Genomic DNA, 13,807 nt, shown 5'->3' with positions numbered 1-13,807 from the left:
GCCCTGTCTCCTCCCTCCCGCTTGAGGGAGGACAGTATGGACGAGCAATTTCTGATCGGGGCGGCGCTCGCGGCCTTCATGACGGCGACGCCGGCTCTGGCCGAGAGCGCCCCGCCGCGCCCCGCCGCCACCGCCACCTCGCCCGCCGCCGCGGCCCTCGCCGGCGTTCTGACCGACTACGAGGCCTACCTCCGCCGCGTCGATCCGATCAGTTCGGGCATGGACGGCGACCGTGACGCCCTGTCGCGCCTGCCCGACCCCAGCCGCGCCGGCGACCTGGCGCGTCAGGTCCCGCTTCAGGCCCTGCTCACCCGGCTGGACGCCATCAATCCCGCCGCGCTCGACGCGGACCAGCGGCTGAACCAAGCCTTCTCCCGCTATCTGATCGCCCGCGAGCTGGAGCGGATCAATCTGGACCCGTCGCGCCTGGCCTTTGATTCCGAGGGCGGCCCCGGCCAGACCCTGTCCTATCTGGCCAGTTCGACCCGCATCGCCAACCGCGCCGACGCCGAGGCCTGGCTGGCCCGACTGGAGGCGGCCCCCGCCTATTACGACGCCGGCGTCGCCAACGCCCGCCGCGGCCTGTCGACCGGCCTCATTCAGGCCCGCTCCGTGGTCGAAAGCGCCCTGGGTCAGGCTCAGCGCGACGTGACGCCCGGCCCAGACGGCGATGTGCTGATGCAGCCTTTCGCCGCCCTGCCCGGCAACATCCCGGCGACGGATCAGGACGCCCTGCGCGCCCGCGCCCGCGCCCTGATCGACGGCCCGATCACCGCCCGCCGCCAGGCCTGGCTGGCCATGCTGCGCGACGACTACCTGCCCAAGGCCCCGACCGAGCCGGGCCTGACCCATCGTCCCGGCGGTCGCGACCTCTACGCCTTCATGGTTCGCAGCGACACCACCACCGACCTGACCCCGGATCAGGTGCATCAGATCGGCCTGGACGAGGTCGCCCGCATCCGCGCCCGGATGCAGGACGAAATGCGCGCCGCCGGCTGGACCGGCGACTTCGCCGGCTTCCTCAACTTCCTGCGCACGGATCCGCAATTCTACGCCACCAGCCGCGAACAGCTGCTGGAAAAGGCCTCCGAGATCGCCAAGCGCGCCGACGACGGCCTGCCTGCCCTGTTCGGGACCCTGCCGCGCCTGCCCTACGGCGTCCGCCCCGTCCCGCGTGAGATCGAGGAGACCTACACCACCGGCCGCTACAACTCGGGCTCGATGCAGAACGGCGTCGCCGGCGGCTATATCGTCAACACCTCCAAGCTGGATCAGCGCCCCCTCTATGAACTGCCCGCCCTGACCGTCCACGAAGCCGTCCCCGGCCACCACCTGCAGATCGCCCTGCAACAGGAGGCCGCGGATCAGCCCTACTATCGTCGCGGCGCCGACGTGACCGCCTTCATCGAGGGCTGGGGCCTCTATTCCGAGTTCCTGGGCGAAGAGATGGGCATCTACCGCACCCCCTACGAACGCTTCGGCCGTCTCAGCTACGAGATGTGGCGCGCCTGCCGCCTGGTGGCCGACACCGGCCTGCACTGGATGGGCTGGACCACGGAACAGGCCCGCGCCTGCTTCCGCGACAACTCGGCCCTGGCCCCGCACAACATCGAGACCGAGCTGCAGCGCTACATCGGCTGGCCGGGCCAGGCCACGGCCTACAAGATCGGTGAGATCCGCCTGCGCCAGATCCGTCAGAAGGCCGAACGCGAACTGGGCGACCGCTTCAACGTCCGCACCTTCCACGACGCCCTCCTGGTCGACGGCCCCCTGCCGCTGGACCTGCTCGACGCCCGCATGGACCGCTGGATCGCCGAGCAAAAAGCCAAATAGGCCGCCCACGACCCTTCCTCCCCGCCACGACGGGGAGGAAGAGGCTCGCCCCGAAATCGACCCATTGCGGACGTTCATCGTAACGGGTTGGTGGCCTTCGTTAAGGCCGCAAGCTCACCAGACCTAAAGCTCCATTTGCCTCCATCGATCCAGCGGTCGTCATAGATCAGCGCGCCAGAAGGGTCACGGACAGCTAGTCGACAACGGGCGAAGGGAAGTAGGTGAAGCGGGCCGATTGTCCTGATGCGGTCGAAAAGCTGACCTCGTAGGTCTCCGCATCCACGGCAATCGTGACCCCTTCGTGGGTCATGCGACGCAGGGCGTCCAGACGGGGCGCGTCCGCAGATTGGCATTGATCCTGAGGCATGCGGCCCGCGTACATGGCGTCGCTGACCAGCAGTTCCCGCTTCGAATCCCATCGACCCGCATCCGCGCAGCCGAGGCGTAGTTCGTAAGCGGTGGGCGTGAGATTGGTTGTCTCAATATTGTCGAGCCAAAGCTCCACGCTAGATCCGGTGACGTCCTGGCCGTTGATCTCCGTCGGAAACCAGTGGCCGGGCAAACCGTAGTCGCCCTCGTCTGCGCAGCCCAACAAGGCCAGCATGGCTACCGCGCGCCCAACCCTGAGCAACGTCCGACTGCGAAAGAGAGATGCATTGGCCATGCCTAAACTGAGCATTGTCCGTGTCCGCTTTCCACCCTCAGCGGACATTCGGTGGGTCCGCTTTCAGGACGCCAAGCAGGTCGTCCGCGACGACGCTCTACGGCCCCAGGAGTTCGCTTGCCGACCATGATGGCGTGCGCGCTGATGCGGTCCGCCGCCAGCCATCGCATCCGCAACCCTCAACCACCTGAATCTCAACAAGCTCTTGCTCGCCAGAGGCCATTTGCTCGCCCTGGTTCAGACCCCGGCTAGGCTGCGCGCGTTCTTTGACATCGCCGCCCGCCACGGTCCGTTCAGGACCCCCGGCCGCTCCCCGCCCCGACCGACGCCGGATCGGCGCGCCTTGCCGCCATTGCACCAATTGGACTGTTTTTTTCGCCGCACCGTACAATCCGCCTCCCCTTTCCTCCCCATGTCATGGGGAGGGGGACCGCGTAGCGGTGGAGGGGGCGACGCCGCCCTCTACCATTTTCGGCGCGCCCCTACCGTCACGGCGCTTCGCCCCCGCGGCGCCTCCCCATCGCTTCGCGACAGGGAGGAAAGCGGCGGAGCCCTAAAGCCCCAGATCCGCCCGCGCCTTCTTCGTCAGCTTGCCGACAATGATGGCGCGCCCCTACCGTCACGGCGCTTCGCCCCCGCGGCGCCTCCCCATCGCTTCGCGACAGGGAGGAAAGCGGCGGAGCCCTAAAGCCCCAGATCCGCCCGCGCCTTCTTCGTCAGCTTGCCGACAATGATGGCGTGCGCCGACCGGATATGGTCCGCCAGGTCCTCGTCCGCCCAGTCGTCGATCTGCGGCAGGTTCACCCACTTGGCGCGCGCCATATAGGGCGCCGGTCGCGCCAGACCGCTCTCGGTCAGCACCTCATAGGCGATGTCCGAGACCTTGAACGACACCCCGCCGGTCGCCCCCACCATGACGAACATCTTGCCGCCGACCTTGTAGGCGTCGTGGTCGTCGCCGAACGGATGGTCCAGCGTCGCCCCCGGCAGCGCCAGGCAAACCTGGCCGACCCCCGCCCGGTCCATCAGGCCCCAGCGCCCATGGTGACGCCGATGCCGATCGGGCAGACCACGCCGGTCCCGCCGATGCCGCAGTATCCGGCCGGGTTCTTGGCCAGATAGCCCTGGTGATAGTCCTCGGCGAAATAATAAGGGCCCGCCGGTTCGATCTCGGTCGTGATCGTCCCCTTGCCCGCCGCGCTCAGCGCCGCCTGATAGGCGTCGCGCGAGGCCTCGGCCTCAGCCTGCTGCGCCGCGTTCAGCGTATAGACGGCCGAGCGATACTGTGTGCCCTGGTCGTTGCCCTGGCGCATGCCCTGCGTCGGGTCGTGGTTCTCCCAGAAGGCTTTCAGCAGATCACCATAGGAAATGACCTTGGGATCGAACACCACCTGCACCACCTCGGCATGGCCCGTCCGGCCCGAGCAGACCTCTTCATAGGTCGGGTTGGGCGTGATCCCGCCCGCATAGCCCGCCGACGTGACCCAGACGCCCGGCAGTTGCCAGAAGACCCGCTCCACGCCCCAGAAACAGCCCATGCCGAACACAGCCGTCTCGAAGCCCTCGGGATGCGGCCCCTTCAGCGCATGACCCAGCACAAAGTGAGTCGCATCCGTCGGCAGCGGCGCCTCGCGCCCCGGCAGGGCCGTCTCGGCGGTGGGCAGGTCGGCGGTCTTTTGGAACAGCATGGGAAAAATCTCGCAGAAATCAGCGGCAAAATCGACTTCCCCCCATATGGGGCCTCACAGGGCGCTTGCCGAGGGGGTCAGGCTGTTCTATCAGCCTCGCTCCGCTGGATCGACCGTCCGGCGGCTACACGGCGACGTCGTGGAAACGGACAGGTGGCGGAGTGGTCGATCGCGCACGCTTGGAAAGCGTGTGTAGGTGAAAGCCTACCGAGGGTTCGAATCCCTCTCTGTCCGCCACGACGTTACAAGCTCTTGATCTGAAAGAGCTTGTTGCAAAATCAGTCACTTACAATCGTTAGGCGCCGAATGCCTGCTACACTCGATACGGAGAAAGCAGACGTGTTGACTGGCCTTTTCGACGCGTCGGCGGGCGGTATTCCACGCGCTGCATCGTCCCCAAGGACCTTCGCCCGGCCTACGGCGGCAAGGAAGCAATTCCAAAGCGCTAGGGACGGCGGACCGGGCCTAGGCCAAGCGACGCCATGTCGCCCTATGAGCGCTCAGGATCAAGAGTTCGATGAGGCGCGCGCCGCTATGGCCGCAACCGCAAAGGCCCCCGCCGTCGAACCAAGGCGGCCAAGCCGATAGACATGGATGCCTATATGGCGCGGGCGCTCGTCGGCCGGCGGAAGAAGCGGGGGAATACCTCGCGGCCGGGCGGTTCGAGGACTTCAACCTTGAGGCTCGCGAAGGGCTGGAAACCTATCGGGCTATCCTCAACGGCGGCGATGATCTGGGCCTATCATTGCCTGAGACTGAAGCTATGCGAGTGGCGACGCTGGCGATCCTCACAGGCGAAGGCGCGGCGGGGCTTGCTGCGCCCCCGGCCGCCAGGCCCCCCTGTATGGTCATGCTTAATGAGGGGAAACCACGCCTATCAACAGACCCTTATCCGCGTTGGCTAACGGCGTCGTTACGCCCCGACAGGCATGCTGGCGACATCGAGACCCATTTGCCGAGGCGTATTGGATGAAGATCTCTCTGATTGCGGTGGCTGCGCTTGCGACGGCCTTGTCCACGCCGGCTGCGGCCGCCGACCTTGGCTGGGAGTCCCAGGGCGCCTTTTCGGTTCGCGTCACGATCGGACCCATCGGCGTGGCACTGAAGGCGGCGCAGGACGGGGCTGACGGGTTGTGGACCATTAAGGGCGACCAAGGCCTCATGATCAATGCGCCGACTGTGATCGGCGCGGGCGAGACGGGCGAGATGTCGCTGTACGCCGCCTACGCCCAGGGCCTGGTCGTGACCTCCCTCTCCCAGGATCTCAAGGTGTCCCGTTTCGGCACAGCTCAGGAGGGCGGCCTTCATCGCGCCGTCTTCACCCTGAAGGCCGGAGACGGGTCGACCGCCACAAACTCCGGAACCCTGGTGATCTCGACGCTCTGATCGCGCGAGCCGCCCCGACCCAGCCGGCTGGTCTCCGACTTGCTTCGCCGGGGTAGGCGGCACTCAACCTGTGCCGTTTCAGCACGCACCCGAAAGGGCGCGCGCAGGACTGCAGGGGGAGAGCGGCTTGTTCAATCGGTTGGCGGCATTTGCAACATGCCTGGTGGTGATCTGCGCCGCCACGGCGGCGTCGGCGAATCTTTCCATAGACAAGCTATGGGTTGAGTTCACCGACGGTCGCCCAGGCCGAAGCGACGTGGTCATCCGCAACGACAGCGACGACCGTTACTATATCGACGTGACCGTGGCCGAGATCCTCAACCCCGGCACGGAAGCGGAAGAACGCGTCACTATCGCCGACCCTGAAGCGCGAGGCCTTTTGGTTACGCCCAACCGCCTCGTGCTGGAACCCGGCGCCTTGCGGTCGATCCGCCTCGTCTCGCTGAACGAGAACCTTTCGCACGACCGCATCTATCGTGTGATGATCAAGCCCGAGGTCGGCGTCATTCAAAGCGACGCACCGGTCCTGGAAGGCAGCCCCAACATCGTCATGAAGCTGATGGCGGCCTATGACGTGCTCGTCATCGCGCGCCCCAAGGGTGGAAAAGCCCAGCTGGACGTCGTCCGCAACGGACATGAGCTGACCCTGACGAACAAGGGCACCTCCAACATCCTGATCGCCGAAGGCACGGTCTGCCCCCGCAACCCCGTCCCCAAGGACCAAGAAGCGCAGTGCACCGCGATCGAGGCGCAGCGCCTTTATGCCGGAAACGCCATGACCATCCCGATGGCGGCGAGCGACGACATCGTCAAGATCAAGTCTCGCGAAACCGCATCGGGCTCCATGAGTGAGACCGAGCTCTAAATAACCGCAACACCAAGAGCCTAAACTCTCTCATTACTATGAGATTGATTAAACTTGCCTGTATTTCTTCATTTTTGCGACGTTTTATTCTTACTATTAAGCTTGACGATAATATTTTTTACCTGTTAGCAACCCATTAAGGTTTGGCATAACGCTGACCGATTAAACAAAGGGACACCCCATGAAGAAGCTCATCGTCACCGCAGCGGCGCTCGCCCTGTTCGCCGGCGCCGCCCAAGCTCAGACCGACGGCGCGCTGTCGGCCACCTCGAGCACCGGCACGTTCGACGTGACCGCCACCGTCGTCCCGATGGTCCGCATCAGCGGCCTGGACGACATCACCCTGACGATCGATCCCGCCACCCTGGCGAACAACTTCGGCACCACCAACGGCCGCACCCAGTTCTGCGTCTTCTCCAACGTCGACGCCGCCGGCAGCTACAAGGTCCAGGTTCTCGGCCGAGCCGGCGACGGCCGCGCCAATCCCTACGGCCTGGCCGGCCAGAACACCGGCACCCAGCTGAACCACACGGTCGGCTACTGGGACAGCGCCGCCTACAACTCGGTGAACGCCCTGTTCATGCGCCCGAGCATCACGCGCGCCTCGATCAACACCCAGGCCGGCCAGGCCCGCGCCACGACCACGGACTGCAGCAGCAACGGCCTGGGCGGCTCGAACGCCTCGATCAACGTGGGCATCCGCAACGCCGAGGCCATCGCAGCCCTGGCTGACACCTATGCCGGCGAACTGACCGTCGTCGTCTCGGTTCCTTAATAGACCAGACGGATCGGGCCGGCCCCAACCGGGGGCCGGCCCGTCTTCCCTGCGATCTCCGTCTCGCCTGAGTTGAATGGGCGCCGAAATGACAAAGACACAAGTATTGGCCCTTCTGCTCGGCCTGGCCGCTGTCGGTCCCGCGCTGGCTGACGAGGCGCCGCAGCAGCCTCAGGCGTCCGCGCGCCTGCTGTCCGCGCCCTCAGGCATGAACCGCTGGTACGGCGTCGGGGACGCCGCATCCAAGGTTCAGATGTGCGTGTCCTCCAACACCGGGCGCTTTTCGCTCAACCTGACGCCGCGGATCGCTTCGTCGGACGCCTCCCGTCCGCGCGAAATCGAGGTCGTATTCGCCACGGCCGGCGGAGACCGTCAGGCCAGGCGCTGGGACGGGCAAACTGATCTCGTGTTCAACGGTCGGGTTGTCGATGACGCCTGCGGCGCAGGCGGCAATGTGTCGATCGAGTTTCGCATCGACCAACAGAACCTGATCGCCGTCGTCGCCGGCGACTACGTGAACCAGATGCGATTCACCGTCGAGCCCGCGTGACCGATTTGCCCCTTCGCCGCCGTTCGGCGCGCGCCCTCGCCCTGTCCGCCTGTCTGGCGCCCATGTCTCTGGCGCTGGCCGCCGCGCCCGCAGACGCCTCCACGCGTCTGGAGGAGATGTCGGCCGCCAGCGTCCCCTCCCCGCCGGCCGCGCGCGTGCAAACCGCGCCTCCACCGGGTTTTGAAGGCCTGAGCGACGAGATCGATACCCTGTTCGACGTCACCGTCCAGGGCCGTGCGACAGGATCGTTTCGCGCCGTTCTGTCGAACGGTTTCATCACCTTCGCCGAACCGGAAGCCGTGGCGGCCTCGCTGGACGGGGTCATCAGGCGCGAAGCCGTCCTGGCGCTTCTGTCCTCGCCGCTGGACCTCAACGAGCAGTATCGATGCTTCTCGGGCCAGACCCTGGGGTGCGGCCTGCTTCCACCCGGCATGAGCGGCGCAATCGTTGATCCGCAGCGCTTCTCCGTAGAGCTCTTCTTCCTGGCCGCCGACACGGTGATCGAGCAGCGGCCTGCGCTTACCCTCGGACGTTCCTCGTCGGAGGGGCTCACCTTGGTCCAGAATGTGGGCCTCTCGTTCGCCACGGCCGACTTCTTCGGCGAGGCCCTCGAATACGGCGGCGCTTTCGACACCTTCATCAGCCTGGGCCAATCCGCCTTCATCGCCCAGACGCTCGTGTCGAGCGGCGACGGCGGCTCGCGGCTCAACCAGGCTCATGGTCAGCACATCTGGTCGGACCGGATCCTGCGCGGGGGGTTGATTGAGAACTTCAACGCCTCCCTCCTGACCAACTACCGCATGGTCGGATCGGATTTCGGCGTCTTCACCTCGCCCTTCGAGGGCGACGAGCAGTTCAGCGCCAGCCCGCTGGACGTGGTTCTGCCGCGGGATGCGGATGTCGAAATCCGGCGAAACGGGGTCCTGCTGTCGGTCAAGCGGTACGGGGCGGGGCCTCAGCGCCTCGACACCAGCATGCTGCCCACCGGCGCCTATGCCGTCGCCATCACGGCCCGCGCGGACGGCGTCGTCGTGGTCGACGAAATCCGCTCCTTCTCCAAGGCCGGCGGCCTGCCGCCGGCCGGAAAGACGGACTTCACGGTCGGCGTCGGCCTCTATGTGCCCGATCAACGATTCGATGGGAGCCTGAAGGAGCAGTTCCTGCCGGAGGTCGAGACAGACGCCCTCATCCTTTCCGGCAGGGTCGCGCGCCGTATCGGCGCGACCTCGGCCGCCGAGTTCACCCTGCTGGCGGTGGACAGCCAGACCTTCGGCGAACTGTCGGTGCGCTCGATCTTCTCGCGTTTCGAAGGCATTGCGGCTGTCGCTGCGGGCAGCGACGGCTCCCACGGGGCCAGCCTGACCGGAAACCTGACCTTCGGCGACGCGCGTCTGTCGCTCACCGCCCGGTCCATCAGGATGGACGCGCCCCTGATCGGCGCCCCGGCGTCGGCCTCGCGCTACAGGGCTTTCGTCAGGCCGGAAGATTCCTTCCTGGCCTCGGCCCAGTTCCTGGTGAGCGGCGGGTCCCTGAACCTGTCGGCGTCCTATTCTCAGGTCGAAGGCTTCGAAGATCGCTACAGCGCCGCCTTGAGATACAATCGACCTCTCGAGATCGCCGGCCGTAGAGCCCTGCTGAACACCTACGCCCAGACGACCGAGCAGGACACCCGCGTTGGCTTCACCCTGACCTTCGGCTTCGGCGTCGGCTCCCGCACCAACGGCACGGCGAGCCTGGGCCTGGAGCAGACCTCTACAGATAGCGAAAGCCTGCGCGCAGGCCTGTCGCCGGTCGCCAATGTGAGCGTTTCGCGTCGGGACGAATGGCGGGACTTCAACTTCACCAGTCAGGGGGGGCTGTCGACCAACGCCGACAACGATCGTATCTACGCCTCCACGCTGGTCGCATCCCGTATCGCGACGGGTGAAATCACGGCCCAGCACATCAGCACGCGGAGCGGCGATTTTTCGACCGTCTACGGCAGCGTCCAGTCCGGCTTCGCCATCGGCGGCGGGGCGGCTCAGTTCGGGATGGCCCGCCCCGGCGAGGCCGTCATAATCGCCGAAATCCAGGCCGACACGTCCGACAGGCTTATCGATCCGGCATCCGGCTACCGCGTCCGGGTCGATTCCCAGCCGGCGGACCTGTTGCGGCCGGGCGCGCGGACGGCGGTCGGACTGCCTGCCTACGCTGACTATGAACTCACCCTCACGCCGGAGAACGCTCCGCCCTTTGATGCGGATCTCTCGATCCGCCGGGTCACGCTCTACCCCGGCAATGTCGTACGGCTGAAGTTCGACGCCAAGCGGGAATACACTCTCTTCGGTCGGCTGGTCGGACCGGACGGCTCGCCGCTAGAAGGGGTGCTGATGCGATCGGGAGGCGACCTGACGGCGACGGACTCATTCGGCTATTTCACCATTACAGCCCTCGGGGATGGACGGATCGAGTTCAGGCCCACGGAAAGCGTCGCCTGCGCACCCCTGGACGTTTCAAGCCTGATCGGCGCCCAGAACGAAACCCTCGCCTTCCATCGCCTCGGCGATGTGGAATGCCGAACCGCCGATCCCTCGGGGCGTTGAGGCTGGCCGGCTGCGCCCGCGACGGAGCGGGCGTCGGCCCGCGCGTCCCCGCGGGCGGCCTTGACGCCTAACGCCTGACCCGGTGTCAGAGGTGGATCGCATCATCCATGCTGATGTATTCCGCAGAGAGAGCGACCATCTCAGCGGGACGATTCGGATGGTGACGGGCCCTATAGAGGCGGCGTCGGCGGCCGGAGGTCCCGGCCGCCGACGCCAAGCCCCTCAGTCGTCGGCGCCGTCGACGGCGTTGGCGACCAGGGCGCGCCAGGTGGGGTCGGTGTCGTCCACCAGGTCGACATCGTCCAGCAGGGCCACGGCGCCGTCGCCGTCTGGCAGGATCAGGCCCAGCACCTCCATGGTCTCGCCGTCCGAGCCGACGTGGGCCTCGGCCTGAACGATGACGGCGGCCTGCTCGCCGTCCTCCTCCCACCAGATGACCGGCTGCGGCAGGTCCATATCGATGACGCGGGGGTCCTCGGTATCGCCCAGGGCGAAGACCGCCCGGCGCGCCTGCACATCGTCGAGGGTGGCGATCCGGTCGCGAAAGGGCTTCAGCCGCGTCCAGTCGTCGACGTCGAAGCCGCCGCCGTCTTCGTCCAACAGGTCATCGCCCTGGCTCATGCGCCGCTCCTCGTCTGAAGCACGCTCTCTAGCGCCGAAGGCGACGGATGCAACCGCCTCGGGCCTCTATTCCTCACCGAAAGGCGGCGGCAGGACGCCGGCCTTGAACAGGATTTCGGCCTCCTCGTCGTAGTCCCCCAGTTCGGTGTCGGCCGAGACGGTGAAGGCGACCACCCCATGCCGCAGGGGGGCCAGGCGCTCGGCCTTGCGTCGGGCCTCCTCGGCGTCCTTGCAGCCAATCTGGGGCTCGGCGCGCACGACGCCGTTCTTGGCCTGAACATAGGCCTGAACAATGTGAACGGTTTCGGTCGCCATGGTTCAGCCGCCGTAGCCGCGGCCGCCGCCGCCGAAGCCGCCGCGCGAGACGACGGTGGTGCGGCTCTGCACCCGGCTGGGGGCCTGACGGGCCACGTCGCCGTGCTCGCGGCCGTTGGTCAGGGTCTTGCCGGTGCGATAGTCGCGATAGGTATAGCCGCCGCCGTGACCGTTGGAATACTGGCCGTCGCGGTCACGATACAGCGGTCCGCCGCCGCGATAGCGCCCGCCGTCCAGCATCTGACCGATGATGAAGCCCGTCAGCAGCGGCGTGAAGAAGGACCCGCCGCCGCTCTGGTTGGGTTGGCACTGCGAGGGCCCCCACTGGCCTTCGCATTCGGATTGGGTGGCGTAGCGCGGCGCGGTCTCGGCGGCGGCCTTCTGGGCGGCGGCCTGAGCCGCATCGCACTCGGCGTCCGAGATGTCGTTGGCGGCGCGGCACTCGTCCAGCGAAGTATAGGCCTGAACCGGATCAGGCTCGGGCGCGGCGACCTGGGGCGCGCCGCAGGCGGCCAGAGAGAAGCTGGCGGTGGCCATCAGGCTGCTGACGTGCAGGACGCGCGAGCGCTTCAGTTTGCGCATGGTTCTGGTTTCATTCGGCGTGGGATCGGTCATCGCGCTTACGCCGTCATGCAGGCGGCGTTCAGCAGCCCGACGCAGATGGAGATGGCGGCCAGATAGACCGCGGCCGCGATCTCGCCCGCCTCGATCCGAACGACCAGGTTGCGGAAGGCCATGCGGCTGATGGTGACAAAGACCAGGATCTGGATCACGCCGGCCAGCAGGGCCCAGGCCGCGAACTCCATCAGGCTGACAGTGTGCGACAGGGCCGAGGCCAGGGGCAGGACATAGCCGATCAGGGCGCCGCCCAGGGCAATGGCGGCGGCGGTGTTGCCTTCGCGGATCAGGGTATGCTCGTGATACGGCGTGACCCACTGGTAGATCAGCTTGAACGCCACGGTGAAGACCCCGGCCATGGCGAAGGCGATCAGGAAGGCGATCGCCCCTTGCTGAAATCCGAACCAGTCAAACATCTTGCTTCTCCCCAGGCGCCGTCAGGCGCGGAACTCGGCCATTTCCAGCGGAATGCCGATCATGATTTCGTGCGTCGTCTCGCCGCCCTCGGGCTGCTGCTCCAGGGCGATCATCAGTTCGCGCCCGCCCGCCAGTTCCCGCGCATACAGCATGCAGGTCTGGAAAATCCTGGCATAGGGCGTCGCCGCCGCGCGGTCGTCCCAGATGGTCTCCCACAGGGTGACGGGCGGCTGGATCGCGTCGCTTTCGGAAAACCAGAAGCGCGGATAGTCGGGCAGGTCTTCGGCCGCGCCATGAAACACCGGCGCAGACAGGCGGTCGCGCCAGACGCGGCGCTCGCGCTCATGGGGCGGATAGGCCGAGGTCCAGGGGATGAACAGCGAAAAATCATAACAGTCGAGGCCCGCCGCATCGGCGCTCATGGCCTGAAGCATGACGTGGTCGTCGGTGTAGAAGCGGTGGACGAAGGTCCCGTCATCCAGACTGACCAGCCCCTGGGCCGTGATGTCCAGCACGTCGCGGTCCAGGGTGAAATGCGTCTCGTCGCCCAGCCGACGCCAGGCCAGAGGATCCAGCGCCACGGTGCGGCCCACGGTGATGTTGCGCACCATGGCCAGAGCCGGGGCGGGCGCGGCCTTGTTCGATTGTCCGAAAAGCTTCTTGAACATGGGCGACTATCTAGGCCTGCCGCAGGCCGACTGCGAGCGAACAGAGGCCGTGCGACCGAATGATGCGGATCATGGCCTGAAATTCCGTCCTGCATTGCCCAATGTCAAGCGTTCATGTTACGCGTTACATGAAACATGACCACACCCCCTACCCCCTCCTCCGCCGCGACCGAGCGCATCCGTGCGTGGCGACAGGCGCGCCGCGAGGCCGGGCTGGTCAAGCTGGAGCTCTGGGTGCCCGAGGCCGCCCGCGACGACGTCAAGGCCGCCGTCCGCGCCATTGTCACCGATTCCACGCGCGGCCCCCATCTTGCCGGGCGGCAGCGCCGCCCCACTTCTGACCCTATCCCTTCTGGAGACGACCACCACATGGACGCCGTGATCGAAACCCCCTGGACCGTGCCGGCCATCAAGGCGGCGATGGACGCCTCGCCCCTGGTCCGCGACGGCGAGATGACCCTGCGCGTGCTGGAAGGCGCCGAGCCGGTGCTGCTGGCCACCATGCACGAGTACGGCGACCTGCCGGTCTATCTCAGCGTCGGCGGCGCCCAGATCGTCTGCTCGGTGCTGCTGTGGCCCGTGGCCGAACAGGCCGACCGCCACGCCTTCAACGAGTTTCTGCTGAAGGCCCAGCGCGTGGTGCCCCTGTCGAACTTCGCCATCACCAATGTCGGCGGCGAGGACGTCTATGAGCTGATGGGCGAACTGTCGTGCAAGACGACGCTGCAAACCATTTTGATCGAGTTGCGCACCCTGGCGGAAAACGCCATCGACGCCACCGAACTGCGTGAAACCTTCGGCGCCGACGCCGCCTGATCCCGGAGA

15 protein-coding genes and 1 tRNA gene are annotated in these 13,807 nt (G+C 66.5%); 8 read left to right on the top strand and 8 right to left on the bottom strand.

Annotation, left to right across the window (positions count from 1 at the left end; genetic code table 11):
* The first annotated feature begins 36 nt into the window (after positions 1 to 36).
* On the top strand, positions 37 to 1,833 hold the full coding sequence (locus P0Y52_02185) for a DUF885 family protein (protein WEK58370.1): 1,797 nt from the start codon (positions 37 to 39) through the stop codon (positions 1,831 to 1,833).
* A gap of 193 nt (positions 1,834 to 2,026) precedes the next feature.
* Here P0Y52_02185 and P0Y52_02180 read toward each other — a convergent pair whose 3' ends face one another.
* The 3 genes from P0Y52_02180 to msrA form a co-directional block, all read right to left on the bottom strand.
* Positions 2,027 to 2,437, bottom strand: coding sequence for a hypothetical protein (locus P0Y52_02180; GenBank protein WEK58369.1), 411 nt, complete (start codon positions 2,435 to 2,437; stop codon positions 2,027 to 2,029).
* A 744-nt stretch (positions 2,438 to 3,181) separates the two neighbouring features.
* The gene (locus tag P0Y52_02175; protein WEK58368.1) at positions 3,182 to 3,523 is read right to left on the bottom strand and encodes an MmcQ/YjbR family DNA-binding protein; all 342 of its coding nucleotides are present in this window, start codon (positions 3,521 to 3,523) and stop codon (positions 3,182 to 3,184) included.
* Positions 3,523 to 4,185: a peptide-methionine (S)-S-oxide reductase MsrA gene (gene msrA, locus P0Y52_02170; GenBank protein ID WEK58367.1), complete on the bottom strand. Its 663-nt coding sequence runs from the start codon at positions 4,183 to 4,185 to the stop codon at positions 3,523 to 3,525. Before msrA ends, P0Y52_02175 begins: the two co-directional genes overlap by 1 nt.
* A gap of 147 nt (positions 4,186 to 4,332) precedes the next feature.
* On the opposite strand from msrA, the gene P0Y52_02165 reads away from it, so the two are divergent.
* The 6 genes from P0Y52_02165 (at position 4,333) to P0Y52_02140 (ending at position 10,343) form a co-directional block, all read left to right on the top strand.
* Positions 4,333 to 4,422 (top strand) — tRNA-Ser (locus tag P0Y52_02165).
* 732 nt (positions 4,423 to 5,154) lie between these two features.
* On the top strand, positions 5,155 to 5,571 hold the full coding sequence (locus tag P0Y52_02160) for a hypothetical protein (protein ID WEK58366.1): 417 nt from the start codon (positions 5,155 to 5,157) through the stop codon (positions 5,569 to 5,571).
* A gap of 127 nt (positions 5,572 to 5,698) precedes the next feature.
* Positions 5,699 to 6,436 (top strand): hypothetical protein, encoded by a 738-nt coding sequence (locus P0Y52_02155; protein WEK58365.1) that lies wholly within the window; start codon positions 5,699 to 5,701, stop codon positions 6,434 to 6,436.
* A 181-nt stretch (positions 6,437 to 6,617) separates the two neighbouring features.
* The gene (locus tag P0Y52_02150) at positions 6,618 to 7,211 is read left to right on the top strand and encodes a hypothetical protein (GenBank protein ID WEK58364.1); all 594 of its coding nucleotides are present in this window, start codon (positions 6,618 to 6,620) and stop codon (positions 7,209 to 7,211) included.
* A 76-nt stretch (positions 7,212 to 7,287) separates the two neighbouring features.
* On the top strand, positions 7,288 to 7,761 hold the full coding sequence (locus P0Y52_02145; GenBank protein ID WEK58363.1) for a hypothetical protein: 474 nt from the start codon (positions 7,288 to 7,290) through the stop codon (positions 7,759 to 7,761).
* On the top strand, positions 7,758 to 10,343 hold the full coding sequence (locus P0Y52_02140) for a TcfC E-set like domain-containing protein (protein ID WEK58362.1): 2,586 nt from the start codon (positions 7,758 to 7,760) through the stop codon (positions 10,341 to 10,343). The genes P0Y52_02145 and P0Y52_02140 overlap by 4 nt, the downstream gene beginning before the upstream one ends.
* Before the next feature lie 222 nt (positions 10,344 to 10,565).
* Here the strand turns inward: P0Y52_02140 and P0Y52_02135 are convergent, their stop codons facing one another.
* The 5 genes from P0Y52_02135 to P0Y52_02115 all read right to left on the bottom strand — a co-directional run bounded on the left by P0Y52_02135 (position 10,566) and on the right by P0Y52_02115 (position 12,982).
* Positions 10,566 to 10,964 (bottom strand): hypothetical protein, encoded by a 399-nt coding sequence (locus P0Y52_02135; GenBank protein ID WEK58361.1) that lies wholly within the window; start codon positions 10,962 to 10,964, stop codon positions 10,566 to 10,568.
* 66 nt (positions 10,965 to 11,030) lie between these two features.
* Positions 11,031 to 11,279: a hypothetical protein gene (locus tag P0Y52_02130; GenBank protein ID WEK58360.1), complete on the bottom strand. Its 249-nt coding sequence runs from the start codon at positions 11,277 to 11,279 to the stop codon at positions 11,031 to 11,033.
* Between the two features lie 3 nt (positions 11,280 to 11,282).
* Positions 11,283 to 11,861 (bottom strand): DUF1190 domain-containing protein, encoded by a 579-nt coding sequence (locus tag P0Y52_02125; GenBank protein ID WEK58359.1) that lies wholly within the window; start codon positions 11,859 to 11,861, stop codon positions 11,283 to 11,285.
* Between the two features lie 38 nt (positions 11,862 to 11,899).
* Positions 11,900 to 12,313: a DUF350 domain-containing protein gene (locus P0Y52_02120; protein ID WEK58358.1), complete on the bottom strand. Its 414-nt coding sequence runs from the start codon at positions 12,311 to 12,313 to the stop codon at positions 11,900 to 11,902.
* A 21-nt stretch (positions 12,314 to 12,334) separates the two neighbouring features.
* Entirely contained in the window at positions 12,335 to 12,982 is a 648-nt protein-coding gene (locus tag P0Y52_02115) for a YjfK family protein (protein ID WEK58357.1), read from the bottom strand.
* 135 nt (positions 12,983 to 13,117) lie between these two features.
* Between P0Y52_02115 and P0Y52_02110 the strand changes: the two genes are divergently transcribed.
* Positions 13,118 to 13,798: a YjfI family protein gene (locus tag P0Y52_02110; protein ID WEK58356.1), complete on the top strand. Its 681-nt coding sequence runs from the start codon at positions 13,118 to 13,120 to the stop codon at positions 13,796 to 13,798.
* Positions 13,799 to 13,807: the final 9 nt, after the last annotated feature.

It is taken from the genome of Candidatus Brevundimonas phytovorans, assembly GCA_029203145.1.
Lineage (GTDB): Bacteria > Pseudomonadota > Alphaproteobacteria > Caulobacterales > Caulobacteraceae > Brevundimonas > Brevundimonas phytovorans.
Note: the sequence above shows the minus strand (reverse complement) of the source record. Positions and strands in the feature narration are given on the sequence as shown.